General features: G+C 73.2%; 19 protein-coding genes. 7 read left to right on the forward strand and 12 right to left on the reverse strand.

The window, feature by feature from the left end:
* Positions 1-23: 23 nt before the first annotated feature.
* The gene (locus OEIGOIKO_RS08380) at positions 24-893 is read right to left on the reverse strand and encodes an MgtC/SapB family protein (protein WP_125053338.1); all 870 of its coding nucleotides are present in this window, start codon (positions 891-893) and stop codon (positions 24-26) included.
* Between the two features lie 93 nt (positions 894-986).
* Entirely contained in the window at positions 987-3,722 is a 2,736-nt protein-coding gene (gene mgtA / locus OEIGOIKO_RS08385) for a magnesium-translocating P-type ATPase (protein WP_125053340.1), read from the reverse strand.
* Between the two features lie 630 nt (positions 3,723-4,352).
* Here mgtA and OEIGOIKO_RS08390 point away from each other — a divergent pair.
* Complete coding sequence (locus tag OEIGOIKO_RS08390) at positions 4,353-5,354, forward strand: endonuclease/exonuclease/phosphatase family protein (RefSeq protein ID WP_125053342.1); 1,002 nt, start codon at positions 4,353-4,355, stop codon at positions 5,352-5,354.
* 14 nt (positions 5,355-5,368) lie between these two features.
* Here the strand turns inward: OEIGOIKO_RS08390 and OEIGOIKO_RS08395 are convergent, their stop codons facing one another.
* Positions 5,369-5,860, reverse strand: coding sequence for a winged helix-turn-helix transcriptional regulator (locus OEIGOIKO_RS08395; protein WP_125053344.1), 492 nt, complete (start codon positions 5,858-5,860; stop codon positions 5,369-5,371).
* A gap of 114 nt (positions 5,861-5,974) precedes the next feature.
* Between OEIGOIKO_RS08395 and OEIGOIKO_RS08400 the strand changes: the two genes are divergently transcribed.
* On the forward strand, positions 5,975-7,453 hold the full coding sequence (locus OEIGOIKO_RS08400; RefSeq protein ID WP_125058579.1) for an MFS transporter: 1,479 nt from the start codon (positions 5,975-5,977) through the stop codon (positions 7,451-7,453).
* Here OEIGOIKO_RS08400 and OEIGOIKO_RS08405 read toward each other — a convergent pair.
* From OEIGOIKO_RS08405 to OEIGOIKO_RS08425, 5 genes are all read right to left on the reverse strand, one after another.
* Positions 7,395-8,684, reverse strand: coding sequence for an XdhC family protein (locus tag OEIGOIKO_RS08405; protein ID WP_125053346.1), 1,290 nt, complete (start codon positions 8,682-8,684; stop codon positions 7,395-7,397). The genes OEIGOIKO_RS08400 and OEIGOIKO_RS08405 overlap by 59 nt on opposite strands.
* 34 nt (positions 8,685-8,718) lie before the next feature.
* On the reverse strand, positions 8,719-10,176 hold the full coding sequence (locus OEIGOIKO_RS08410) for an NCS2 family permease (RefSeq protein ID WP_125053348.1): 1,458 nt from the start codon (positions 10,174-10,176) through the stop codon (positions 8,719-8,721).
* Between the two features lie 167 nt (positions 10,177-10,343).
* Positions 10,344-12,728, reverse strand: coding sequence for a xanthine dehydrogenase family protein molybdopterin-binding subunit (locus OEIGOIKO_RS08415; RefSeq protein ID WP_125053350.1), 2,385 nt, complete (start codon positions 12,726-12,728; stop codon positions 10,344-10,346).
* 2 nt (positions 12,729-12,730) lie between these two features.
* Complete coding sequence (locus tag OEIGOIKO_RS08420; RefSeq protein ID WP_125053352.1) at positions 12,731-13,387, reverse strand: (2Fe-2S)-binding protein; 657 nt, start codon at positions 13,385-13,387, stop codon at positions 12,731-12,733.
* A complete protein-coding gene (locus tag OEIGOIKO_RS08425) occupies positions 13,378-14,265 on the reverse strand; it encodes an FAD binding domain-containing protein (RefSeq protein ID WP_125053354.1) in 888 nt (295 codons plus the stop codon). Before OEIGOIKO_RS08425 ends, OEIGOIKO_RS08420 begins: the two co-directional genes overlap by 10 nt.
* A gap of 318 nt (positions 14,266-14,583) precedes the next feature.
* Here OEIGOIKO_RS08425 and OEIGOIKO_RS08430 point away from each other — a divergent pair, with 318 nt between their 5' ends.
* The 3 genes from OEIGOIKO_RS08430 (at position 14,584) to OEIGOIKO_RS08440 (ending at position 18,627) form a co-directional block, all read left to right on the forward strand.
* Positions 14,584-16,260: a PucR family transcriptional regulator gene (locus OEIGOIKO_RS08430; protein ID WP_125053356.1), complete on the forward strand. Its 1,677-nt coding sequence runs from the start codon at positions 14,584-14,586 to the stop codon at positions 16,258-16,260.
* A gap of 475 nt (positions 16,261-16,735) precedes the next feature.
* Positions 16,736-17,569 (forward strand): hypothetical protein, encoded by an 834-nt coding sequence (locus tag OEIGOIKO_RS08435; RefSeq protein WP_125053358.1) that lies wholly within the window; start codon positions 16,736-16,738, stop codon positions 17,567-17,569.
* Between the two features lie 182 nt (positions 17,570-17,751).
* Positions 17,752-18,627 (forward strand): hypothetical protein, encoded by an 876-nt coding sequence (locus OEIGOIKO_RS08440; RefSeq protein WP_125053360.1) that lies wholly within the window; start codon positions 17,752-17,754, stop codon positions 18,625-18,627.
* A 13-nt stretch (positions 18,628-18,640) separates the two neighbouring features.
* On the opposite strand, the gene OEIGOIKO_RS08445 is transcribed toward OEIGOIKO_RS08440, so the two are convergent.
* A complete protein-coding gene (locus tag OEIGOIKO_RS08445; RefSeq protein ID WP_246177271.1) occupies positions 18,641-19,576 on the reverse strand; it encodes a GntR family transcriptional regulator in 936 nt (311 codons plus the stop codon).
* A 130-nt stretch (positions 19,577-19,706) separates the two neighbouring features.
* Here OEIGOIKO_RS08445 and OEIGOIKO_RS08450 point away from each other — a divergent pair, with 130 nt between their 5' ends.
* Positions 19,707-20,546: a (2Fe-2S)-binding protein gene (locus OEIGOIKO_RS08450; protein WP_125053362.1), complete on the forward strand. Its 840-nt coding sequence runs from the start codon at positions 19,707-19,709 to the stop codon at positions 20,544-20,546.
* A gap of 196 nt (positions 20,547-20,742) precedes the next feature.
* Complete coding sequence (locus OEIGOIKO_RS08455; RefSeq protein ID WP_125053364.1) at positions 20,743-21,867, forward strand: DUF2637 domain-containing protein; 1,125 nt, start codon at positions 20,743-20,745, stop codon at positions 21,865-21,867.
* A 110-nt stretch (positions 21,868-21,977) separates the two neighbouring features.
* Here OEIGOIKO_RS08455 and OEIGOIKO_RS08460 read toward each other — a convergent pair whose 3' ends face one another.
* The 3 genes from OEIGOIKO_RS08460 to OEIGOIKO_RS08470 form a co-directional block, all read right to left on the reverse strand.
* On the reverse strand, positions 21,978-22,436 hold the full coding sequence (locus tag OEIGOIKO_RS08460; RefSeq protein ID WP_371858899.1) for an ATP-binding protein: 459 nt from the start codon (positions 22,434-22,436) through the stop codon (positions 21,978-21,980).
* Positions 22,437-22,601: 165 nt separating this feature from the next.
* Positions 22,602-24,344, reverse strand: a complete 1,743-nt coding sequence (locus OEIGOIKO_RS08465; RefSeq protein WP_125053366.1) for a pyruvate dehydrogenase — start codon at positions 24,342-24,344, stop codon at positions 22,602-22,604.
* A gap of 124 nt (positions 24,345-24,468) precedes the next feature.
* The gene (locus OEIGOIKO_RS08470; RefSeq protein ID WP_125053368.1) at positions 24,469-25,896 is read right to left on the reverse strand and encodes a protein phosphatase 2C domain-containing protein; all 1,428 of its coding nucleotides are present in this window, start codon (positions 25,894-25,896) and stop codon (positions 24,469-24,471) included.
* Positions 25,897-25,951: the final 55 nt, after the last annotated feature.

A 25,951-nucleotide genomic window follows, 5' to 3' on the forward strand; every position in this document is an offset into this window, starting at 1 on the left:
GTAACGCCGGGCCCCGCACGCCGTCACCCGTTTTTGCGCGACGGGCCGCCGGGCCCGCCCGGCCCCGAGAAGAAGTCCCGCACCCGGTGGCGGCGCCCGTTCCGCCCGCGGTCGCCGTAGTCCGCGCCGTACGGCTCGTCGTAGTCCCCCTCGCCGCCGTCCGGGTTGTTCAGGACGGTCCAGCTCACGGCGGACACCGCGGGCTCCAGCGACAGCCGGCTGACCGCCTCTTCGAGGAGGCTGTCGTCGCGCCGCTCGGTGGTCAGCTCGGCGGCGACGGTGACCTTCGGCGGGGTCCCCTCGTCCGGCCGGGCGGTGCCTTCGTCACGACTGTGCACCGCCCGCAGCCGGAAGCCGGGCCGGGTGACGGCCTGCACGACCAGCGTCCTGATGTGCGCCTCCTCGGTTTCGAGGCACACCGCCTCGAAGTAGTAGTCCGTGGAGACCTCCGCGCCGCCGCCCGGCTCCCGGTCCATCCGCCGGCCGAGCGGCCGCAGCACCAGGTTCGCGCCGACCACCCCGGCCGTGCCGAGCGCCGCGACCACGTACAGCCCGGTGCCCGCCAGGGCGCCGACCGCGGCCGAGCACCACAGCGTGGCGGCGGTGTTCAGGCCGCGGACGTTCAGTCCGTCGCGCATGATGACGCCGGCGCCGAGGAAGCCGATGCCGGAGACGATCTGCGCGGCGACCCGTGATCCGTCGTAGCCGGTGGTGCTGGTCGCGGCCGCGAAGCCGTACTGGGACAGCAGGACGAACAGCGCTGCACCGGCGGCGACCAGCGCGTTGGTGCGCAGTCCCGCCATCCGGGCGCGCCACTGCCGTTCCAGGCCGATGACCGCGCCGAATCCCAGGCCGGCGGCGATGTTGCCGGCCAGCTGCCACTCGTTCACCATGATCGCGCTCCTCCTCCGTGCGCCGGTGCGGGGCCGCCCGGAGGCGGCCCCTTGCGCTGCCGGCTTTCTCTGTCGGCCTTCTGCATCGGCGGTTCACAGCCAGGTGTTGAACCGGCGGATGTACCAGGTCTTCACCCCCTGGGTCAGCAGGCAGTACGCCAGCAGCGTCCCGGCCAGCCACGGGAAGTAGCTCGGCGGCAGTGCCGTCAGGCCGAGGGCCGGGGCCAGCGGCGAGAACGGCAGGGCGATGCCGAACGCCATGACCAGGGCGGTCATCAGCAGCACCGGCCGGGTGGCCCGGGACCGGACGAACGGGATCTTGCGGGTGCGCAGCATGTGCACCACGAGCGTCTGCGTCAGCAGCCCCTCGACGAACCAGCCGGACTGGAACAGCGCCTGGTGCGCCGCGCTGTCCGCCCCGAAGACGTGCCACATCAGCAGGAAGGTGGTGATGTCGAAGACCGAGCTGGTCGGGCCCAGGACGAGCATGAAGCGTCCGATGCCCCGGGCGTCCCAGGTCCGCGGCTTGCGCACGTACTCCTCGTCCATCCGGTCCCAGGGCGTGGCGAGCTGCGAGATGTCGTAGCAGAGGTTCTGCACGAGCAGCTGGGTGGCCAGCATCGGCTGGAACGGCAGGAAGGCGGAGGCGGCCAGCACCGAGAAGACGTTCCCGAAGTTCGAGGAGGCCGTCATCTTGATGTACTTGACGGTGTTGCCGAAGGTCCGGCGCCCCTGGAGGACGCCCTGTCCGAGGACGGTCAGGTCCTTCTCCAGCAGGATGATGTCGGCGGACTCCTTGGCGATGTCGACGGCCGTGTCGACCGAGACACCGACGTCCGCCTCGCGCAGCGCCGCGGCGTCGTTGATGCCGTCGCCGAGGAAGCCGACGGTGTGCCCGGCGCCCTGGAGGGCGCGGACGATCCGGGCCTTCTGTACGGGGTTGACCTTGGCGAACACGGTCGTCGTACGGGCCAGGGCGGCCAGCTCCGACTCGTCGAGGAGGTCGAGGTACGGGCCCGTGACGACGGTGCCCACGTCGATACCGACATCGGCGCACACCCGCGCCGCGACCAGCTCGTTGTCGCCGGTGACGACCTTGACGGCGACACCGCTGCCGGCCAGCGTCCGCAGGGCCTCGGCGGCATCCCGCTTCGGCGGGTCGAGGAAGGCCAGGAAGCCGCGCAGGGTCAGCCCCTCCTCGTCGGCGACGCCGTACGTCTCGCGGGTGGCGGGCAGCGTACGGGTCGCCACCGCCAGGACCCGCAGGCCCTGCCGGTTGTGGTTCTCGGCGGTCAGGGCGACCTGCTTGCGCAGTGCGTCGGTCAGCTCCGCCCGCTGCCCGCCGTCGGTGAGGTGGGTGCACAGCGCGAGGACCTCCTCCACCGCGCCCTTGGTGACGAGGAGGTGTTCGGCGGCCGGTCCTTCGAGGTCGTCGCGCCGCAGCACCACCGACATCCGGCGCCGCGCGAAGTCGAAGGGGACCTCGTCGACCAGCGTGAACCGCGCGTCGACGACCACCTCCTCGGCCTCGTGCATCCGCTCGACGACGGCCTGGTCCATGAGGTTGCGCAGCCCCGTCTGGAAGTGGCTGTTGAGGTAGGCGTACTCCAGTACCTCGCCGTCCTCGTGGCCGCGTACGTCGAGGCAGCGGTCCAGGACGACGCGGTCCTCGGTCAGGGTGCCGGTCTTGTCCGTGCACAGCACGTCCATCGCGCCGAGGTTCTGGATGGCGTTCAGGCGCTTGACGACGACCTTGCGCTTCGCCATGGCGACCGCGCCGCGCGCCAGGTTGGTGGTGACCACCATCGGCAGCATCTCGGGCGTCAGGCCCACCGCGACGGCCACCGCGAAGGTCACCGCCTCGGCCCAGTCGCCCTTGGTGAGGCCGTTGACGGCGAACACCAGCGGCACCATCACCAGCATGAAACGGATCAGCAGGAAGCTGACCTTCTTCACCCCGGCGTCGAAGCTGGTCTCCGGGCGCTCGCCGGTCAGCGAACCGGCCATCGACCCGAAGTAGGTGTCCCGCCCGGTGGCGACGGCCACGCCGGTCGCGGTGCCGGAGGTGACGGAGGTGCCCGCCAGCGCCAGGTTGTCCGCCTCCACCGGATCGGCGGTCGCGTGCTGACCGTGGTCCTCGGTCCGGGTGTCGGCCTTGGCGACGGGCAGCGACTCGCCGGTGAGCGCGGCCTGGGCGATCATGAGGTCCTTGGCGGTCAGCAGCCGCAGGTCGGCCGGTACGAGGTCACCGGCGGCCAGCACGACGAGATCGCCGCGTACGACGTCCGCCACCGGAATCTCCACGGTGGCCGGCGCCTCCGTACGGGCGGCCCGGCGCTGTACGGCGGTGGTCGTGGTGACCAGGGCGCGCAGCGCGGCGGCCGAGCTGCCCGAGCGGTACTCCTGCCAGAACCGCAGCAAGGCGCTGATCAGCACCATCGCGCCGAGGATCGGGATCTTCGGGTCGAAGGACTCCTCGTCGGCGGCCTGGAGCCACTGCACCGACATGACGGCGGCCAGGCCCATGAGCACGAGGATGAACGGGTTCCAGAACGCCTTCGCCAGCTGCACGTACCAGCGCGGCGGACGCTCGTGCGCGACGACGTTGGGGCCGTCGTGCTCCAGACGGGCCTCGGCGTTCTCCTGGAGCAGACCGTCGCGTCCGGTGCGCAGGTCCTGGAGGACCCGGGACGCGGAGCGCGCGCTGATCGCGGCCAGGTGCTCGCCGACGGCGCGGGTGCGGGCCTCCAGTTCGGCGGCCTTCCGCTCCCGGCGGCGCGGGCGGCGGCCCGGCGGAGCGAGCTTCTCGGGGGTGAGCAGGTCGGTCATGGCAGAACCTCCCTCCGTACAGGGGCGCGGCGGCATCGGGGCATGACGGCATGAAGGCATGACGGCACGGCCCGGTGGCGCAGGGTCCCGGCACAGGGAATTGCGGTTGTCGGTGATGGGAAATCACGGGAAAGGGAAAAGAGCGCGCGCACGCCGAAAAGCACCACGGTGCAGCCGTGCGCATTTCCGTGCGCGGCGCGTGGTGCGCGACGCACGGAAAAGGGCACGGATATACGGAACGCGGAGAAGAAGCAGCCGGGGGCGACACCCACCGGCGGCCGCCGTCACCGCCGCGCTCGGCGGTTTCCGGCAGCAGGCACCCGGTACTTCTCAGCGGTGGTGGCACACAGCGCGGCGGTACACCGGGGCCCTTACGGGACGCCGGTGTCAGCTCACGGGGAATTCAGCAGTCAGCACACTGCAACGCTGCGGCAAGGACTTCCTTCGGGACTCATCCCGATCACCTCCTTGCTCGCGCGGACACAAACCCGGGCACCGCGCGTTCCGGCACCCGCACCACCGAATAATGCCATACCCGGCCCGCCACCCCCTCCCCCTTTTGGCCAAGAATTCGCCAAGCGCCGCTGTGATGCGCCTCGCACCCGCCTTCCGGTACGGCATCATCGTCCTATGGCGACGGGAAATGCCACGGCCGCTGCGACCGGCACGGCACCACGGCGGCAGCGGCGGGCGGTCCTGGCCGTGGCGGCCGTACTGCTCGTCTTCGCCACCGTTCCCCTCGTCTTCCGCGCCGCCGGTGCGGACGGCGTGACGCCCGTACCGCAGCTGCTCGCCTTCCTGCCCTGGCTGCTGGTGCCCGCCGGGCTCGCCCTGGCGCTGTCCTTCGCGGCGCGCTGGCGGCCGGGCCTGTTCTGGGCCGCCGCCGTGCTGATCGGCCTGGCCGCGTTCGTCCGGCCGTACGGCGACGACGCCCCCGCGTCACCCGGTGCGCCCCTCACCCGCCTCCGCGTCCTCACCGCGAACCTCGAATTCGGCCGTGCCACGGACGGGCTGCTGGCCGCGCTGCGGCGGGAGCGCCCCGACCTCGTAGCGGTCCAGGAGTGCGATCCGGAGCGCTGCACCACGGCCCTGGACTCCCGCGCCGTCCGCGCGGCCTACCCTTTCCGCCTGCTCGCCGGGTACGGCGCGTCCGAGGGCTCCGCCGTACTGAGCCGGTTCCCGCTGCGACCGGACGGCGCGGTGGCGGGCGAACTCGCCATGCCCCGCGCGGCCGTCACCGTCTCCGGCCACCGCCTGCGCTTCCAGGTGGCCCACCCCATGCCCCCGCTGCCCGCTTCCCTGCACACCTGGCGCTCCGAACTGGGCCGCCTCCGCGACCTCGCCGCGTCCCGCGGCCCCGAACCCCTCATCGTCGCGGGCGACTTCAACTCCTCCCAGGACCACGCCGCCTTCCGGGCCGTCCTGGACACCGGTCTGCACGACAGCGCCCGGCGGGCCGGCAGCCCCCGCACCCCGTCCTGGCCCGCCCGCACCACTCCCGTACTGGGCGCCCAGATCGACCACGTCCTGGTCAGCGACGCCCTGTGCCCCCGCGCGGCCCGCTTCCTGGACCTGCCGGACACCGACCACCGGGCGCTGCTGGTGGACCTTGAGCTGCACGCGGCGCGCTGAGGTGTCGCTCCTCCTCAGCTCTCCCGCTGCCCCTGGTCCCGTTCGCGGCGGTCGTACACCGCGCGCGCCTCGGCGATCTCCTCCTGGTGCTCCTCGGTCCAGGTGACCAGTGCCTGAATGGTGTCGTGCAGGGTCGCGCCCAGCGGCGTCAGCTCGTAGTCGACCCGGGGCGGGACGACCGCGTGCACCGTGCGGCGGACGAGGCCGTCACGTTCGAGCTGGCGCAGGGTGACCGTCAGCATCCGCTGGCTGATGCCGTCGACCTCGCGGCGCAGTTCGGTGAAGCGCAGCGTACGGCGGTCCAGCAGCGCGATGACGAGCAACGACCACTTGTCGGCGACCCGGTCGAGGATCTGCCGGACCTCGCAGCCCTCCCGTACGTCCCACTGCCGGGCGTCGTAGTCGCACTCGGCTCCGGGGACCGTGCCGTGCGCGCCGTCGCCGCACGGCTCGGCCGGACGGGTTACTCCGGTGTGCCCGGGTGACTTCGAAGTGCCTTCTTCCATGGTGGTTCACGGTGCCGGAAGATGCGGTCGGTAACAAGAGGTAACCGACCGGCACGGGGGAACCGCATCATGGACCCGATCACCGCCACCCTGCCGCCCGAGGACGGCGACCGTATGAGCGGCCGCAGCCGGGGCGTGCTGCTGGTGCTGTGCGGAGCGATCTTCCTGGAAGGCATCGACGTCGCCATGCTGAACGTGGCACTGCCGTCGATCCGGGCCGAACTCGGCCTGTCCACCGGTGAGTTGCAGTGGGTGATGAGCGCGTACGTGCTCGGCTACGGCGGCTTCATGCTGCTCGGCGGGCGGGCGGCCGACCTGTTCGGACGGCGCCGGATGTTCCTGCTGCCGCTCGCGGTCTTCCTCGTCTTCTCCGGCCTCGGCGGACTCGCGGGCGACGGCTGGACGCTCGTCCTCGCCCGGTTCGTGACCGGCACCTGCGCCGCGTTCCTGATGCCCGCCGGGCTGTCCGTCATCACCACCGGCTTTCCCGCGGGGCGGCAGCGCACCACGGCACTGCTGGTCTACTCGGGCACCGGGGGCGGCGGCTTCTCGGTCGGCCTGGTCGTCGGGGGCCTGCTCACGGCGGCCGACTGGCGGTGGGTGTTCTTCGCCCCGGTCGTCCTGGCCGCGCTGATCCTCGCCGCGGGGCTGCCGCTCATTCCGCGTACGGAGGAGACGCACGGTGCGCAGAAGATGCGTACGGCCGGAACAACCGCAGCGGCACGCCCCCGCCTGGACCTCCCCGGCGCCGTCACCGTCACCGCCGCCATCCTCCTGTTCGTCCTGACCGTCGAGCGCGCCGGCCACGCCCCGCCGGTCCAGACCCTGGCCACCCTCGCCGCTTCCCTCGTCCTCCTGCTCGCGTTCGTGCTGATCGAGCGCCGGTCGCCGGCGCCGCTGGTGCGGCCGGGCATCTTCCGTACGCGATCGCTGGTGCGCGCCAACCTCACCGGGCTGCTGTTCACCGCCGGCTTCTTCGGGTTCCAGTTCATCGCCGTGCTCTACCTGCGCGAACTACGCGGCTGGTCCACATTGCAGACGAGCTTCGCGATGCTGGCCATGGGTGCCGACGTGGTCCTCGCGCCGCTGCTGACGCCCCGGCTCGTCCGGCGGTTCGGCACCGCGCGGGTGATCCTGGGCGGTCTGCTGCTGGCGGTCGTCGCGTACGCCGCCTTCCTGCCACTCGGCATGGACCGCGCGTACGCGGCGATGTTCCCGAGCGTCCTGCTGATCGGTGTCGCCTTCGCGCTGGTCCACGGGCCGCTCACGATGACCGCCACGGACGGCGTCGCCGAACGCGAACAGGGGCTGGCAGCCGGACTCCTGTACACGTCTTTGCAGTTCGGCGCCGCGCTCGGCCTGTCGGCGGCCACCGCCGTCGCCACGGCCGTCGCGGGCGCCGCCACGGCCCCCGGCGACGGCGGTCTCCTCACCGCCTACCGCACCGCGCTCCTGGTCCCCCTCCTGGCCGCCGTGCTCGCCGTCCTCCTCAGCCCTCGGGAACGCCGCCGCCGTCGTCGTCCGCTCCGTACCCTCACGCCACCGAAGCCGGCCCTATGCGGTCCAGCGGCGCGGGACGGTCGTGGTGAATAGGGGTGTGGGCGCCGGTCAGGGGGACGCCGGTGCCGCCGCGGCGGTTGGCGATGATCTCGGCGGCGATGGACAGGGCGGTCTCCTCGGGGGTGCGGGCGCCGAGATCGAGGCCGATGGGGGACCGCAGGCGGTTGAGTTCGAGTTCGGTCAGGCCGATGTCGCGGAGGCGGGCGAGGCGGTCCAGGTGGGTGCGGCGGGAGCCCATGGCGCCGACGTAGGCGACGGGGAGGCGCAGCGCGCGTTCCAGGAGGGGGACGTCGAACTTGGCGTCGTGGGTGAGGACGCAGAGGGCCGTGCGGGCGTCGGGTTCCTGGGTGTCGAGGTAGCGGTGCGGCCAGTCGACGACGATCTCGTCCGCGTCGGGAAAGCGGGCACGGGTGGCGAAGACGGGGCGGGCGTCGCAGACGGTGACGTGGTAGCCGAGGAACTTCCCGGCCCGTACCAGCGCGGCGGCGAAGTCGACGGCGCCGAAGATGATCATCCGCGGGGCGGGGACGGAGGTCTCGACGAGGAGGCGGACGGGTTCGCCGCAGCGGGAGCCGTCGGCGCCGATCTCGACGGTGGCGGTGCGGCCGGCGTCCAGCAGGGCGCGGGTCTCGTGGGCAGCGGTGCGGTCCAGACCCGGGGGGCCGCCGAGGGTACCGGTCACGCTGCCGTCGGCGCGTACGAGCAGGGCGCCGCCCAGGAGGCGGGCCGGGCCGCCGACGACCCTGGCCACCGCCGCCGCTTCCCCCGAGGCCGCGGCGGACAGGGCGGCGGTGAGGGTGGCGGCGCGGCCCGTGGCGGGCTCCGTACGGGGCGCGCGGCCGTCCTCCGTAGGAGTCGAGCCGCCGCCCTCAGGAGCGTCCGGTACGCCCGGTGCATCCGATGCGTCCGGTGCGTCGGATGTGTCAGATGCGTCAGATGCGTCCGCGTCGTGCGGCCGTACCGGAGTGACGAGGATGTCGATGACGCCGCCGCAGGTCAGGCCGACCGCGAAGGCGTCCTCGTCGCTGTAGCCGAAGCGTTCGAGAAGGGTTTCCCCGGTGCGGAGCGCTTCCTGGCACAGTTCGTAGACCGCCCCCTCCACACATCCGCCGGAGACCGACCCGATCGCCGTGCCGTCACGGTCGACGGCCAGGGCGGCGCCGGGCTGGCGGGGCGCGCTGCCGCAGGTGGCCACGACGGTGGCCACCGCGAAGGGTCGTCCCTGCCGGGCCCACCGGTGCAGCTCGTCGGCGATGTCCAGCATGTCGGTCTCCTTACGGGTGGTGGCGGGGCGGGTGTTACTTGACGCCCAGCCAGTTCTCGATCGGGTGCAGCGAGAAGTAGACGAGGAAGATCACAGCGAGTACCCACATGAAGGCGCCGACCTCCCGCCACTTTCCCTGGGCGGACTTGATGGCGGTGTAGGCGATGACGCCCGCACCGACGCCCGCGGTGATGTTGTACGTGAAGGGCATCAGCGCCACGGTGAGGAACACCGGGATCGACACCGATCGGTCGCTCCAGTCCACGTGCTTGGCGGCGCCCATCATCATCGAGCCGATGACGACGAGGGCGGCCGCGGCGACCTGGGCGGGCACGAGCTGGGTGAGCGGGGTGAAGAAGAGGCAGGCCGCGAAGAACAGGCCGGTGACGACCGAGGACAGGCCGGTGCGGGCGCCTTCGCCGACGCCGCTGGCCGACTCGATGAACACGGTCTGTCCGGACGCACCCGCGACACCGCCGATCGCGCCGCCCGCGCCGTCGACGAACAGCGCCTTGGACAGGCCGGGCATCCGGCCCTTGTCGTCGGCGAGCCCGGCCTCCGTACCGACGCCGATGATCGTGGCCATCGCGTCGAAGAACCCGGCCAGCACCAGGGTGAAGACGATCATGCCGACGGTGATCGCGCCGATCTGGTCCCAGCCGCCGAACTCGACGTGCCCGAAGAGCCCGAAGTCGGGCGCGGCCACCGCGCTGCCGTGCAGCTCGGGCGAGGTGCCGCCCCAGTCCTTGTCGGTCAGGCCGCCGAGGCTGGTGGCGAGGACGGACAGGACCGTGCCGACGACGATGCCGACGAGAATGGCGCCGGGGACGCCGCGGGCCTGGAGCATGAAGATCAGCAGCAGCGTGACGGCGAAGAAGAGGACCGGCCAGCCGGAGAGTTCGCCGGTCAGGCCCAGCTGTACGGGGCCGCCGGTGCCCTTGCCGACGAAGCCGGCCTTCACCAGGCCTAGCAGGGCGACGAACATTCCGATGCCCATGGTGATGGCGTGCTTGAGGGCCAGCGGAATGGCGTTCATGATCATCTCACGGAGGCCGGTGACCACCAGGAGCATGATGACGACGCCGTACAGCACACACATGCCCATCGCCTGCGGCCACGTCATGTACGGAACGACCTGCGAAGTCAGCGCCGCGGACACGTTCAGCCCGGCGGCCAGGGCCAGCGGCACCTTGCCGACGAAGCCCATCAGCAGGGTGCAGACCGCCGCGCCGAACGCGGTGGCCGTCACCACCCCGGCGCTCGCCAGGGTGTGCTTCTCGACGTCCGGCGTGGCCAGGATGAGGGGGTTGAGCAGGAGGATGTAACACATCGCCATGAAGGTGGTGATGCCACCGCGCACCTCGCGCGCGACCGTCGACCCTCTGTCGGATATGTGGAAGTACCGGTCGAGCCAGGACCGGCCGGCGGGCTGCCGCGAGCCGGCGCCCGCGTCGTCCGCCGTGGTCTTCGGCTCCAGGAACTGCTGGGTCATGGTGCCTTACTCCCAAGGTTCATAGGGGCCCTCGCGTCACGCGCGCACCGCGCCGCGAGATTTGGGATGGAACATCGGCTGCACGACCCGGGGGACGGCCCAGGCGCCTGCGGCGGGCAGCCGTACGGCGGTGACCGGCACCGCGTACGGCTGCCCGGCCGGAGCGGCTATGTACCGGTGAGATGCTCCGGACGGACCGGAGTCCTGTTCAGTTCGAGCCCGGTCGCGTTCCGGATCGCCGCGAGGACGGCCGGGGTGGACGACAGGGTAGGGGCCTCGCCGATGCCGCGCAGCCCGTACGGGGCGTGCTCGTCGGCGAGTTCGAGCACGTCGACCGGGATGGTCGGCGTGTCGAGGATGGTGGGGATCAGGTAGTCCGTGAAGGAGGGGTTGCGGACCTTCGCGGTCTTCGGGTCGACGATGATCTCCTCCATCACCGCGACGCCGAGGCCCTGCGTCGTACCGCCCTGGATCTGGCCGACGACGGAGAGCGGGTTGAGCGCCTTGCCGACGTCCTGGGCGCAGGCCAGTTCGATGACCTTGACCAGGCCGAGCCCGGTGTCCACCTCGACGACCGCGCGGTGCGCGGCGAAGGAGTACTGGACGTGGCCGTTGCCCTGCCCGGTGCGCAGGTCGAACGCCTCGGTGGGCCGGTGCCGCCACTCCAGCTCCAGGTCGACGGCCGCGCCCTCCAGGACGTCCACGAGGTCGGCGAGCACCTCCCCGCCGTCGGTGACGACCTTGCCGCCCTCCAGGACGAGCTCGGCGGTGGCCCACGCCGGGTGGTGGGTGCCGAACTTGCGGCGGCCCAGCTCCAGCACCTTCTCGCGGACGTGCTCGCAGGTGTTCTTCACCGCACCGCCGGTGACATAGGTCTGCCGGGAGGCGGAGGTGGAGCCCGCCGAGCCGACCTGGGTGTCCGCCGGGTGGATGGTGACCTGCTCGACACCCAGTTCGGTACGGGCGATCTGCGCGTGGACGGTGACGCCGCCCTGGCCGACCTCCGCCATCGCGGTGTGCACGGTCGCGACCGGTTCGCCGCCGACCACCTCCATCCGGACGCGGGCGGTGGAGTAGTCGTCGAAGCCCTCGGAGAAGCCGACGTTCTTGATGCCGACGGCGTAACCGATGCCGCGGACGACGTCCTCGCCGTGCGTGGTGTTGGACAGTCCGCCGGGCAGCGCGCGGACGTCGGCGCCCTCGGTGGTCACCCACTGGTGCTCCGGCGGCAGCGGCATCGCCTTGACGCGGCGGAGCAGTTCGGCGACCGGCGCCGGGGAGTCGACCTCCTGCCCGGTCGGCAGCCGGGTCCCCTGTTCCATGGCGTTCAGCTGCCGGAACTCGACCGGGTCCATACCCAGCTTCTTCGCCAGCTTGTCCATCTGCGCCTCGTAGGCGAAGCACGCCTGGACGGCGCCGAAGCCGCGCATGGCGCCGCAGGGCGGGTTGTTCGAGTAGAGGGCGATGGCCTCGATGTCCACGTCCTCGACCACGTACGGGCCGACGGACAGGGACGCGGCGTTGCCGACGACGGCCGGGGAGGCGGACGCGTAGGCGCCGCCGTCCAGCACGATGCGGCACTTCAGGTGGGTGAGCTTGCCGTCCTTGGTGGCGCCGTGCTCGTACCGGAGCTTGGCGGGGTGCCGGTGGACGTGGCCGAAGAACGACTCGAACCGGTTGTAGACGATCTTGACGGGCTTGCCGGTGCGCAGCGCGAGCAGGCAGGCGTGGATCTGCATCGACAGGTCCTCGCGGCCGCCGAAGGCGCCGCCGACGCCGGAGAGCGTCATCCGGACCTTGTCCTCGGGCAGGCCGAGGACCGGGGCTATCTGGCGCAGGTCGGAGTGCAGCCACTGGGTGGCCACGTACAGGTCGACACCGCCGTCCTCGCCGGGCACCGCGAGGCCGGACTCCGGGCCGAGGAACGCCTGGTCCTGCATGCCGAAGACGTACTCGCCGGTGACGATCACGTCGGCGCGGCGGGCCGCCGCCTCCGCGTCGCCGCGCACGATGGGCTGGCGGTGCACGATGTTCGGGTGCGGTACGTGGCCGAAGTGGTGATCGTCGCGGTGCTCGTGGACCAGCGGCGCGTCCTCGGCCAGCGCGGACGCCTCGTCGGTGACCAGCGGCAGCTCGGCGTACTCGATTCTGATCTTGGCGGCGGCGCGGCGGGCGGTCTCCGGGTGGTCGGCGGCGACCAGCGCGACCGGCTCGCCGTGGTGGCGGACCTTGCCGTGCGCCAGGACGGGCGTGTCCTGGATCTCCAGCCCGTAGTTCTTCACGTCCGTGGGCAGGTCGTCGTAGGTGAGGACCGCGTACACGCCGGACTGGGCGAGCGCCTCGGAGGTGTCGATGGAGACGATCTCGGCGTGCGCGACGGTGGAGCGCAGGGTGAAGCCCCACAGCATGTCCTCGTGCCACAGGTCCGAGGAGTACGCGAACTCGCCGGTCACCTTGAGGGTGCCGTCCGGGCGGAGCGTCGAGGCGCCGATGCCCGCGTCAGTCGTGCCGCCCTGGGTGAGGTGGGTGGGTGTGCGGGTGACTCCGGTCATGGTCAGGCCCCCGTTCCGGCGGTCTGCGCGTCGCCGCGGGCGGCGGCGAGCCGGACCGCGTCGAGGATCTTCTCGTAGCCCGTGCAGCGGCACAGGTTGCCGGACAGCGCCTCGCGGATGTCCGCGTCGGACGGCTGGGCGTTGCGCTCCAGCAGCTCGTCGGCGGCGACCAGCAGGCCGGGGGTGCAGAAGCCGCACTGCACGGCACCCGCGTCGATGAACGCCTGCTGGATCGGCGCGAGTCCGGCCTGCTCCCCCGCTCGGCCGTCGGCACCGGCCGGCTTGGCCTGCCAGCGCCGCGCCGCGTCCAGGCTCGTACCGGCCGCCTTGCCGGACGCCGCCGTAGCTGCCGCCGTGCCTGCGGCCGTGCCGCAGGCGCCGGTGGCGCAGCCGCCGCGCTGCGCGCGCTGCTCGGCGAAGTCGGCCAGCCCCTCGACGGTGACGACCTCGCGGCCCTCGGCCTGACCGGCCGCGACCAGGCAGGAACACACCGGCACGCCGTCCAGGCGGACCGTGCAGGAGCCGCATTCGCCCTGCTCACAGGCGTTCTTCGAGCCGGGCAGGCCCATCCGCTCGCGCAGCACGTACAGCAGGCTCTCGCCCTCCCATACGTCGTCGGCCTGCTGCTCGCGGCCGTTGACGGTGAACTTCACGCGCACTGGGCGCTCCTCTCGTTGCCGCGGTAGGACTCCCAGGTCCAGCCGAGGGTGCGGCGCGCCATGATCCCCACCGCGTGGCGCCGGTACTTCGCGCTGCCGCGCACGTCGTCGATCGGGTTGCAGGCGCCCGCCGCCAGCTCGGCGAACTGCTTCGCCACGGACGGCGGCACGGGCCGCCCCGACTCCCAGAAGCCGCCCTCCTCCAGCGCCGCCGCCAGGAACTCCTCGGCGGCCGCGGCGCGTACGGGGGTGGGCGCGGCCGAGCCGATACCGGTCCGTACCGTCCGGGTGCGCGGGTGCAGCGCGAGGCCGAAGGCGCACACCGCGATGACCATCGCGTTGCGCGTGCCGACCTTGGAGAACTGCTGCGGGCCGTCCGCCTTCGGCAGGTGCACCGCGCGGATCAGCTCGTCCGGCTCCAGCGCGTTGCGCTTGACGCCCAGGTAGAACGCGTCGATCGGGATCATGCGGCGGCCGCGGACCGACTCGGCCTCGACCTCTCCGCCGGAGGCGAGCAGCGCCGGGTGCGCGTCGCCGGCCGGGGAGGCGGTGCCCAGGTTGCCGCCGACGCCGCCGCGGTTGCGGATCTGCGGGGAGGCCACGGTGTGCGAGGCGAGTGCCAGGCCGGGCAGCTCGGTGCGCAGGTGCTCCATGATCTGCGTGTACGGCACGGACGCGCCCAGCCGTACGGTCTCCTCGCCCACCTCCCACTCCCGCAGGTCGTCGATGCGGTTCAGGTCGAGCAGGTACGCCGGACGGCGGTGGTCGAAGTTGATCTCGACCATCACGTCGGTGCCGCCCGCGATCGGCACAGCGGTGGGGTGCTCGGCCTTGGCGGCGAGCGCCTCCTCCCAGCTGGCGGGGCGAAGGAAGTCCATACGAGGCTCTCTTCCACGAATTCTTCGGTGCGGCGGAACGCCGGGCCGGCCGGGCACCGGCTCCGCTCGCGACATCAGGTCGTCCGCTGTCCGGGCCGAGGACCTTTGGCCCTCGCGTCCGCCGGGCTGTTCATGTCGTGTTCACTCGGTCGGGCCCAGTGAACGCGCCGGGCACCCGCCGGGTGCAGTCACCGAAACCATGAAGCGGTTGGCTGGCCACGGCGCATGTCTTGTAGATTCGAACGAAAGGCGGGGCCCAGAAACCTCGCGGCATTCCACCGGCAACACCGGACAGAAAAGAACGGCGGGCGAGAGACCATGCGGCTCCGCGCACTCCTGGACACCGGCACCCTCGGCCTGCGGCTGCTGGGCGGCGAGGAGGAACTGGACCGGACCGTGCGCGGCGTGATGACCACCGACCTGCGCGACCCCAGCCGCTACCTGTCCGGCGGCGAACTGGTGCTCACCGGACTGGCCTGGCGCCGCGAGCCGGCCGACTCCGAGCGGTTCGTCCGCATCCTGGCCGCGGCCGGGGTCGCCGGACTGGCCGCGGGCGAGGCCGAGCTGGGCTCGGTCCCCGACGACCTGGTCGCGGCCTGCGCCCGGCACCGCCTGCCGCTGTTCTCCGTCGTCGAGGCCGTCTCGTTCGCGTCGATCACCGAGTACGTCGTACGGCAGGTCTCCGGCGAGCGGGCGGGCGACCTGGCCGCCGTGGTGGACCGGCACCGCCGCCTGATGACGTCCGGGCCGGCCGGCGGCGGCCCCGAGGTCGTCCTGGACCTGCTCGGCTCCGACCTGGACCTGCGCGCCTGGGTACTGTCCCCCACCGGCCGGCAGATCGCCGGGTCCACGCTGGCCGGATCCGGCCCCGAGCTGCCCGCCGAGGTGGGCGCCCGGCTGGCCGGTGAGCACCTGGCCGCGTCCCGCACCGGCCGCCGCGGCCCCTGCCGGCTCCCGCTCGGCGGCACCACGTACTCCCTCTTCCCCATCCGGAGCACCGGCCGGGACCTGCGCGAGACCGTGCTGTCCGACTGGCTGCTGGCCGTCGAGGCGGACGCGGGCGACTGGGCCGAGGAGCGGCTGGACCTGCTGCACGGCGTCACCCAGTTGATCGCCGTCGAGCGCGACCGCCGCGACGCGGCCCGTACGGTGCGCAGACGCCTCGCCCAGGAGGTCCTCGAACTGGTGCAGACGGGCGCCGCGCCCGCCGAGATCGCCGCGCGGCTGCGGGTGGCCGCCCCGGTGCTGCTGCCCGGACTGGGCACCGCCCCGCACTGGCAGGTCGTCGTCGCCCGCGTCGAGTGGGCGGGCGGGGACGTCCCCGGCGGGCCGGTCGCCCAGGCGCTCCTGGAAGAGGTGCTGGTCGACCCCGGCACGTTCGGGCCCGACCCGTCCGACCGGATCGCCGTCGCGCACACCGGCGACGAGGCGGTGGCCCTGGTGCCGCTGCCGGCCGTACCGGACGACGACGCGCGGGACGGCCGGGACGCGTCCGCCGCCGGGCTCCAGGCCGGCGCCCTGCTGTCCGTCGTCCAGGAACCGCTGACCCGCGGGCTGGCCGACGACGGGCGGCTGACCCTCGGCGTCAGCGCCTCCGTCCACTCGGCGGAGGGCCTGCGCGGCGCCCTGGAGGAGGCCCGGCACGCCCGCCGGGTCGCCGCCGCCCGCCCCGGCCGGGTCTGCGCGGCGGGCCACGAGGAGCTGGCCTCCCACGTCCTGCTGCTGCCCTTCGTCCCGGACGACGTACGCCGCGCCTTCACGGCCCGCCTGCTGGACCCGCTGCGCGACTACGACCGCCGCCACCGCGCCGAACTGATCCCCACCCTGGAGGCGTTCCTCGACTGCGACGGCTCCTGGACCCGCTGCGCCACCCGTCTCCACCTGCACGTCAACACCCTCCGCTACCGGGTCGGCCGCATCGAGCAGCTGACCGGACGCGATCTGGCGCGCCTGGAGGACAAGCTGGACTTCTTCCTGGCGCTGCGGATGAGCTGACGCGTACACGTACGCGGGACGGGACGGGACGCGGCCGCGGACGTCCGGAACTGCGCCTGTGTGTCATCCCTCCGGCGCCCCCTGCGTCGGCTCGTCGGCGCCGGCGGCAGGGCGCGCATCCGGCCATAACGGAATGGCTCGTATGCGCCACTCCGGCGGCCGATAAGCAACTGGTCGCCCTCTGGAGTCAGTTGACTCCGTGTCAGCAGTGGCGCGGAAGCGGCGAGCGGCGTCACCCGTTCGGGCGTATCCCGGCAGCCCGGCCGGACAGCGCGCCTTGAGCGCCCCGGCCCTTGGGGCGCCGCGCCCCGCCCGCCCCCGAGCACGCCGTCAACCCCGTAGCGCGTCCAAGAGATTGTGAAATCATTCACCTTCCCCCTTGGCCGGGCGGCGGAATCCGTGCTGAGATGCGCCCACTGCTTCTCAGGTCCAGCTCAACGGTGCGCTCGGGGAGGGCAATGTGGCGGACACCGCCATGTCAGGAGCCGCAGGATCCACGGAAACGGCGGGAACCGCGGGACCGGCGCCAGGGGTTCCGGCAGCCAGGTCGGCGGCCGGGGCGGACGCCCTGGACCGCGCCGTGTGGCGGCTGCGGTCCCGTGGCTGCTGGGACGACGCGGCGGCACTGCTGGAACCCCACGCGGCGGGCTTCCCTCCGTACGCGATCCGCCGCGCCGCGCTCCTCGTGGAACGGTGCATGTTCACCGCCACCGGCTGGGCCGCGGCCGAGGACGCGCTGCGCGCCGCCGAGGCACTGGCGGGTGACAACGACGAGCGCGGCGCCGCGGCCTGCGAGCGCGGCCAGCTGGCGTACGCGGCCACCGTCCTCGGCGTGCGCGACCGCGCCGACGAGGCCCGCTCCGCGCTCGGCCGCGCCGCGGCACTGCTGGCGCCGGCGGCGCCCGGCCGCCCGATGCTGGACTTCCGGCGCGGTCTGATGGCCGAACACGTCGCCGACAGCCCGGACTCCGCCCGCGCCGCCTACCGTCGCGCCCACGCGGGCGCCACCGCGCACGGCGACACCCTGCTGCTGTCCTTCACCTGGCGCCACCTCGCCGGTCTCGCCCTGCGCGACGGCGAACTGGCCGAGGCCCGGCACGGCTTCGCCGAGTCGCTGCGCATCCGCGAGGAGCTGGGCTTCCTGGTCGGTACGGCGCCGGCGCTGGTCGCCCTCGCCGACGCGGCCCCGCCGGAGGAGGCGGCCGGGCTGCGCGCCGAGGCCGCCCGTCTCTTCCGGCTCATGGGCGGCGTACCGACCTGGCTCGCCGAGCATCTCGCCGACGTACCGGTGGCGCCCGCGCCGTCGTAGGGCGCGCGCCAGGACGCGCCATCGTAGGGCACGGCATGCCGCGCGGCCGGGGCATATGTCACTCCGCGCGCCCCACCGACCCCGAATTTGGCCTCAAGTCGCACTGTCCGGGCGCGACTTGGCACTGGATGCTGGTCCGGTTGACTCCCAACCTTCGGCAGCGCCTTTCAGGAGGCCACACCTTGGCAGCAGGAGCACCGCACCCATCGGCCGGCCCGGACTGGGGAAAGGCGGATTTCGAGGCCATCTACGACCGTCCCGACCCGCGTACGTACTTCCGTACGCTGCGCCCGCTCGACTATCAGATCCCGCACCACGGCCAGGGCGTCTTCCGCGTCCTGGCCGAGTCCCTGCAACGGCGCCGCCCCGGCCGCCCGCCGCTCCAGGTCGTCGACCTGTGCTGTTCCTACGGCGTCAACGCCGCGCTGCTGAACCACAAGCTGAGCCTCGCCGACCTGTACGACCGGTACACCGACGCCCAGGAGACCGGCGGCCTGCCGCCGGGCCGGCTGGCCGCCGAGGACCGGACGTTCTTCGACGAGCTGCGCCGTCCGGAAGCGGTACGGATCCTCGGCATCGACGCGGCCCGGCACGCGGTCGGCTACGCCGAGCGCGTGGGCCTGCTGGACGCCGGGTTCGCCGAGAACCTGGAGGCCGCGGACCCCTCCGCGCGGCTGCGCGACGCGATGGCCGGCACCGACCTGATCACCGTGACGGGCGGCGTGGGCTACATCACCGCCACCACCTTCGGGCGGCTGCTCGCCTGTACGCCCACCGCGCCCTGGGTCGCCGCGTTCGTCCTGCGGACCGTGTCGTACGCGCCGGTCGCCGCGCTGCTCGCGGACGCGGGCCTGGTCACCGAGCGGCTGCCCGCTCGCACCTTCCGCCAGCGCCGGTTCGCCGACCTCGCGGAGCGCCGGGCCGCCTTCGGCGCGCTCCAGGACCGGGACCTGGACACCACCGGCAAGGAGTCGGACGGCTTCTACCACGCGGACCTCTACCTCTCCCGGCCCGCGGCGGACGTGGCGGCGCTGCCGCTGGAGCGGCTGGTCCCCTGAGGTCCGCCGCCGCTCAGTGCGGGCGGCGGGCCGAGGCCAGGTGTTCGCGGGCGATCCGCTCGACGATCGCGTACTCCCGGGCCATCAGGGCGTCCAGCAGCGCCGTGTGCTCGGAGGCGGCGGCGAGCAGGTCGGCCGTGCGGGGCGGGGTGCCGCCGGGCGCCGGCCACTGCGTACGGCGGTGCAGGTCGTCGGCGACCTGGAGGAGCTGGCGGTTGCCGGTGAGGGCGAGCAGCGCGTGGTGGAAGGCGTGGTCGGCCTCCGCGTAACCGGCGCGGTCGCCGTGGGCGGCGGCCGCGACGCCGGCGGCGGCCAGCGGGCGCAGTTCCTCCCACCGTTCGGCCGGCAGCGCCCGCGCCAGCCGCAGCAGCGCCGGTATCTCCAGCATGGCGCGTACCTCGGCCAGTTCGGCGAGGTCGCGGTGGGTGCGTTCGGCGACACGGAAGCCGCGGTTCGGGGCGACTTCGACGGCGCCCTCCCCGGCGAGCGTCTGCATGGCCTCCCGGACGGGCGTGGCGGAGACGCCGTAGCGGACGGCGAGCGCGGGGGCCGAATAGACCTCGCCGGGGCGCAGTTCGCCGGATATCAGGGCTTCGCGGAGGGCGGCGAGCACCTGGCCCCGTACGGAATGCCGTATCGGCTGCTTGCGGGGCGCGGCGGCGGGAGCCGGGACCGGCGCGGCCGCCGTCCCTCCCCGTATCCCGGTGGGCATCGCCCCGGGGGGAGCCGTAAGAGGGGACAGCGGCACGGGCACGTATGCCGTGGCGGGGTCGGGCACGCCGGGGTCGTGCCCGTACGCGGCGTCCGGCGCGCCGGGGCCGGTGTGCGCGGCGGGGTGCCGCGCGGACACGTCGCGCCCGGTGTGCTCGCCCCGCACGGGCTGCGAGCCGCCCTGCGCGGGCACCTGGGCGCGCAGCCGCGGCGCCGGTTCCGCTCTGCCCTGCTCCATGCGGGTTCCTCCTCACGTCCTCCAGCACCATAGGCGCCCCCTGTGACAGTGCAAACCCGGCTCAAAACCGCTGAAGATCGGGTAAGGTAAGCCTTACCTGCCAACGGACGTGATATCGGTGGTGCCCCGCATGGCCTCTCTGCTCGCCGCCCGGCCGCGCATCGAGCCCTTCGCCGGCGCGTACGCCCGGCTGACCGAGGTGTTCCCCACCCTGAAGGTGACCGACTGGGAGACGGCGGCACCGCACGGCGCGGGCTGGGTGACGGCCGCCGGGCTGGCCACCGACCCCGCGACCCTGGACGCCTTCCTGGCCTGGGACGACGCACAGGTGGTGGCGGACTACGGACAGCGGGCCCGCCCCGACGTCGTCGCCACCTTCGCGCTGCACCGCTACGCCTGGCCCGCCTGCCTGCTGATCACCATCCCCTGGTTCCTGCACCGGCGGGTGCCGCGGCTGCCCGTCGAGGCCGTCGCCCACCACCGCGAGCAGGGCCGGATGGCCGTACGGGTGCGCTCGTTCGCGTGCCTGCCCGGCGACCCGGCCGCCGGGCTGCCCGGGGCCCGGGTCGTCCCGGACGAAGAGGCCCTGCGCGCCGAGGTGCGGGAGGCGGTCGCCGAGCACCTCGGGCCGGTCCTGGACGCCTTCCGGCCCCGGATGCGGCGCGGGCCCCGGGCCCTGTGGGGCATGGTGTCGGACGAGATCGCCGAGGGCCTGTGGTACCTGGGGCACCTGCTGGGCGAGGAGCCGCGCGCGGTGGCCGAGCTGAAGCGGCTGCTGCCGGGCGGCACGGCCCCGTACCCGGGCGGCGCCGCCTTCCGGGAGCTGACCGGTCCGGACGGCGCGGCGCTGCCCACCCGGGACCGGGCGAGCTGCTGCATGTTCTACACGCTGCGCCCCGAGGACACCTGTGTGACCTGCCCGCGTACGTGCGACGCGGATCGCATCAGCCGCCTCACCGCAACCACCTGACTCCCACACCACCCGAACGAGTCGTCGAATTCGAACTCAACCCTGCACCGCTGCGGGGGAGTTCGAACCGAACGCACCCATCCGTGGGCCCCCGCACTCCCTTGCGGTGCTCTTGTTGCGAAACCCCCCGGCGCCGCGGCCGGATTCCGCCAGGATGTCGCGCGAAACCGCGTACGCCGAGGCAAGGGGCCCCTGGATGAGAATGACCGATATATCGCTGAATTGGCTGGCTCCGGGGGTGCTGCTGCTCGTCGGCATCCTCTCCGCCGTGTTCGTGGTCCTGCGCGGCAAGCGCTCGTCCGAAGCGGCGGCCGGGAGCGAGGACTCCTGGGAGCGCAGCGAGGAACGCAGGCGCCGCAAGGAGGCCGTCTACGGCACCGCCTCGTACCTGCTGCTGTTCTGCTGCGCGGCGGTGGCGGCGGCCCTCTCCTTCCACGGACTGGTCGGCTTCGGCGTCACCAACCTCAACCTCTCCGGAGGCTGGGAGTACCTGGTGCCGTTCGGGCTCGACGGCGCGGCGATGTTCTGCTCCGTGCTCGCCGTGCGCGAGGCCAGCCACGGTGACGCGGCGCTCGGCTCGCGTCTGCTCGTCTGGCTGTTCGCCGGGGCCGCCGCCTGGTTCAACTGGGTGCACGCGCCCCGGGGCTTCGGCCACGACGGCGCGCCCCAGTTCTTCGCCGGGATGTCCCTGTCGGCGGCGGTCCTGTTCGACCGGGCACTCAAGCAGACCCGGCGGGCCGCGCTGCGCGAACAGGGACTGGTGCCGCGCCCGTTGCCGCAGATCCGCGTCGTACGGTGGCTGCGGGCCCCCCGGGAGACGTTCGGCGCCTGGTCGCTGATGCTGCTGGAAGGCGTACGGACCCTGGACGAGGCAGTCGAAGAGGTACGCGAGGACCGGCGGCAGAAGGAGCAGAACCGTCACCGCAGGCGGGAGCGGGACAAGCTGGACCGTGCCCGCATCAAGGCGATCAACCGCCAGCACCGGCACTGGAGCCGCGGCCGCGGCGGCCGGCAGGTCCCGCTGACGGCGGGCGTCCCGACGTCCCACGGCTCCCCCGCCGCCGCGCAGCAGGCCGGCGCGGAACCTGCGATAGCCGGCGACCCCGAATCCCTGCCGCCCGGACCGCTGTCCACGGGGTCCGACCCACTGCATCCGGCTGGTTCCCGCCCGGCGCTGAAGGCCGTGCACGGCCCCGGCGCCGACCCGGCGGGCCCGTACCGGCGAACGGTGGACCTGACCGCCGAGGACGACACCCAGGCACTGCCCCGGCTGGACTCGCTGGAGAAGAAACTGGCCCAGATCGAGAAGCAGTTCGGCTGACCCGCGGCGGGCCGAGCCCGCACCCCCGGCCTCGGCCCGACAGGGCCTCAGTCAGGCCGGTCCGCCGCCCAGCTCATTCGCCAGGCCGCTCCACCGCTCGGCACGGCCCGTCAGGCCGGTCCGCCGCCCAGCTCGAACCAGACGCACTTGCCCACGCCGTGGGCCTTGACCCCCCACGCGTCCGCGAGGGAGTGCACCAGCATCAGCCCCCTTCCCGAGGTGCCGTCCGTCGTCGGCGGGCGCAGCCTGGGCCGCCGCCCCACGAAGTCCCGTACCTCCACGCGCAGCCGGTCGGTGACCGTGGCGGTCACCACGGCACCCCCGTTGGTGTGCACGAGAGCGTTGGTGACCAGCTCGCTGATGAGCAGTTCCGCTATGTCGGCGTCCCCGGACTCCCCCCACTGGCGCAGCAGCTGACGCAGCTCGGCGCGTACGCCCGCCACCGCCGTCAGGTCCGCACGCCGCAGTGTGCGCTCCATCTTCCCCGGCAACCGGGTGCCGTTGCGGACGCCGGCGCGTCCGTCCACCGGTCCGGTTCTGTCCTCGCGCCGCACAGACTGACGCTTCATCCTCCCCGCCCCGTACGCATTTCCGTACCGTGGTCTCGAACAGCTTCACGGTCATGCATTCCCACCCGACCCGGCGCCATGCTTCGGCCCACGACTCGGCACGACAGCAGACCGCAGGCATGTGCCCGCGGCTCACCTCGGGGAATGCCCGGTCCGGCGCCGTTTTCAGGGGCGCGGGATGTTGCGGAGGTTGGAGCGGGCCATCTGGAGCATCCGGCCGACCCCGCCGTCCAGCACGATCTTGCCGGCCGAGAGCGCGAAGCCCTGGACCATGTCCTTGCTGATCTTCGGCGGCATGGACAGCGCGTTGGGGTCGGTGACGATGTCGACCAGGGCCGGTCCCTTGTGCTTGAAGGCGTCGCGCAACGCGCCGCGCAGTTCCTTGGGCTTCTCGACCCGTACGCCGTGCGCCCCGGCGGCCCGCGCGATGGCGGCGAAGTCGGGGTTGTGGTTGTCGGTCCCGTACGCGGGCAGGCCGGCGACCATCATCTCCAGCTCGACCATGCCGAGCGAGGAGTTGTTGAAGAGGATCACCTTCACCGGCAGGTCGTGCTGGACGAGGGTGAGGAAGTCGCCCATCAGCATGGAGAAGCCGCCGTCGCCGGACATCGAGACGACCTGGCGGCGCCGGTCGGTGAACTGCGCGCCGATCGCCTGCGGCAAGGCGTTGGCCATCGATCCGTGGGTGAAGGAACCGATCACCCGGCGGCGGCCGTTGGGACTGATGTAGCGCGCCGCCCAGACATTGCACATCCCCGTGTCGACCGTGAAGACCGCGTCCTCCGCCGCCTCCTCGTCCAGCACGGACGCGACGTACTCGGGGTGGATCGGCGTGTGCTTGTCGACCTTGCGCGTGTACGCCTTGACGACGCCTTCCAGGGCATCGGCGTGCTTCTTGAGCATCCGGTCGAGGAACTTGCGGCTCTTCTTGGGCGTGACGCGCGGGTTGAGGCAGCGCAGCGTCTCGCGTACGTCGCCCCAGACCGCGAGGTCCAGCTTGGAGCGCCGGCCCAGCCGCTCCGGACGCACGTCGACCTGCACGATCTTCACGTCGTCCGGCAGGAAGGCGTTGTACGGGAAGTCCGTGCCCAGCAGGATCAGCAGATCGCACTCGTGCGTGGCCTCGTAGGCCGCGCCGTAGCCGAGCAGGCCGCTCATGCCCACGTCGTACGGATTGTCGTACTGGATCCACTCCTTGCCGCGCAGCGCGTGGCCCACCGGGGCTTTGAGCCGTTCGGCGAACTCCATCACCTCGGCGTGCGCCCCCGCCGTGCCGCTGCCGCAGAACAGCGTGACCTTCCCGGCGTCCTCGATCATGCGGACCAGCCGGTCGATCTCCGCGTCGCCGGGGCGTACCGAGGGGCGCGAGGTGACCAGCGCGGTCTCGATGGAGCGCTCGGGCGCCTCCTCGTCGGCGATGTCGCCGGGCAGTGAGACGACCGCGACACCGCTGAGCCCGATGGCGTTCTGCACGGCGGTCTGCAGCACCCGCGGCATCTGGTCGCGGGTGGAGATCATCTCGCTGTAGTGACTGCACTCGGTGAACAGCCGGTCCGGGTGGGTCTCCTGGAAGAAACCGGTGCCGATCTCGCTGGAGGGGATGTGCGAGGCGAGCGCGAGCACCGGGGCCATCGAGCGGTGGGCGTCGAAGAGGCCGTTGATCAGGTGCAGGTTGCCGGGGCCGCAGGAGCCCGCGCAGGCCGTCAGCCGGCCGGTGATCTGCGCCTCGGCGCCCGCCGCGAAGGCGGCGACCTCTTCGTGGCGGACCTGCACCCAGTCGATCGCGGCGTTGCGGCGGATCGCGTCGACGACGGGGTTGAGGCTGTCGCCGACGACCCCGTAGAGCCGCTGCACCCCGGCGCGCACCAGAATGTCGACGAACTGCCCGGCCACGGTCTGTTTCGCCATGTCGCCTCGCTCCTCCGGTGCTGGACCGAGGGGCGGACGCATGCCCGACAATGGCCCTTTTGCGGCATTCCTTCGGTTCTACCACTCCCCCGGGTCCGTGTCCGGCCGGACTACGCCTGCCGCGTCACTCCCCTTTCTCTGCACCGGGGCCGTCGCGCCCCTCCCAGACCACCACGGCCGTACGGTCCCGCCCGTACCCCTCCGCGTGCAGCCGGACATCGGCCAGGAAGGCCGCGAGGTCCGGCGGCCCGGTGCTGGACCAGCGGGCCGCCAGCCGGCCCGCGAAACCGGCCGCCTCGCTCAGCGGACCGGCGAACCCGGCGCTGCACAGCAGCAGGGCGTCACCGGGCCGGGTCACACAGGCCCGGAAGCGGAACGGCTCCGGCCACGTCCGCGGCGCGGAGTCGTACGGCGGACGCCACGGCTGGCCGGACGGCGCGCGAGGCAGCCCGGGAAGGGTGCCGCCCGGTTCCGGGCCGGGCGGCAAAAGGCCGGGGCCGGGACCGGCATCGGAGGGCAGCCGCAGGTCGGAACGGGTGGCGGACGGTTGCCGGAGGTCGGGGCGGGTGTCGGACGGCGTACGGAGGTCGGGGCGGGGGCCGGACGGCAGCCGGAGATCGGGACGGGGGCCGGGTGGTTGCCCGGCCCCCTCGCGGAGCGCGTCCGTGGCAGGGTCGTCGGGGACCGGCCAGGGCGGCGTGGCGCCCGGCGCCTCCTGCGCACGTGCCTCGCCGCCCGCCGGACCGTCGCCCGGCTGCCCGGCGGCGTCCGGGCCGTCTCCGGCGGCCGCCGCGCCGTCCCGGGTCGGCGCGGGCTCCAGGTCCTGCCAGGCGCCGTCGCGCAGCCGGAGGAAGCCGCCCGCGCCGACGCCGAAGAACACCCGGGTGCGGCAGGCCGGATCGGCGGGCAGCAACAGACAGCGCAGCGCCGCCGTGTACTGCCCGGGTTCCAAGCCGTGCTCGCCCGCGTACGCGCGAAGCCTGCCGTAGCTGCGGTCGGTGAGGCGGTGCAGGCCGGACTTGAGGGCGCAGCGGTCGCCCGTACGGACGTCCTCGGCCAGCCGGGGGTAGCTGCGGCCGACGGCGCCGCCGATCCAGCGGCAGACGTCGCGGGCGGCGCGGTGGGCGCCCGCGTACGCGTACGCCCCGCCGTCGCCGCCGCCCGCGGTGGCCACGGCGACCAGGATCAGGGCGTGCTGCCCGGCGCCGAACCGGGCGGTGAGCAGGGCGTCCCCGCGCGGCTCGGCCCGGCGGCGGGCCGCTTCGCCGCGCAGCGAGGCGGCGCGCAGGGTGAGCGGGCCGTATCCGGCGCCGTCCAGTTCCGTGTCGGGTACGAGGTCGTCGAGCGCGGCCGGGTCCGCGGCGGGCAGGGCCATCGGCTCGGGGCCGGTCCCTGGTGTCCGGTTCACCGCGCGGAAGGCGGAGTCCACACGGTCGTCGAGCGTGTCCGGGGCCGTCGCGGGGCCGGTGTCCCGCGCCGCTTCGCCGTGGTCCTCGTACAACTCCCGCCACCAGGAGTTCTCGTGGTGGCGCCGATCCCCCTGTGGGTTCATGCGGCGTATTGTCCACCGGTCGGCGGCCCGGAGACAGGGGCCCGGAGGGCTCCCG

The organism is Streptomyces paromomycinus (assembly GCF_003865155.1).
Classification (GTDB): domain Bacteria; phylum Actinomycetota; class Actinomycetes; order Streptomycetales; family Streptomycetaceae; genus Streptomyces; species Streptomyces chrestomyceticus.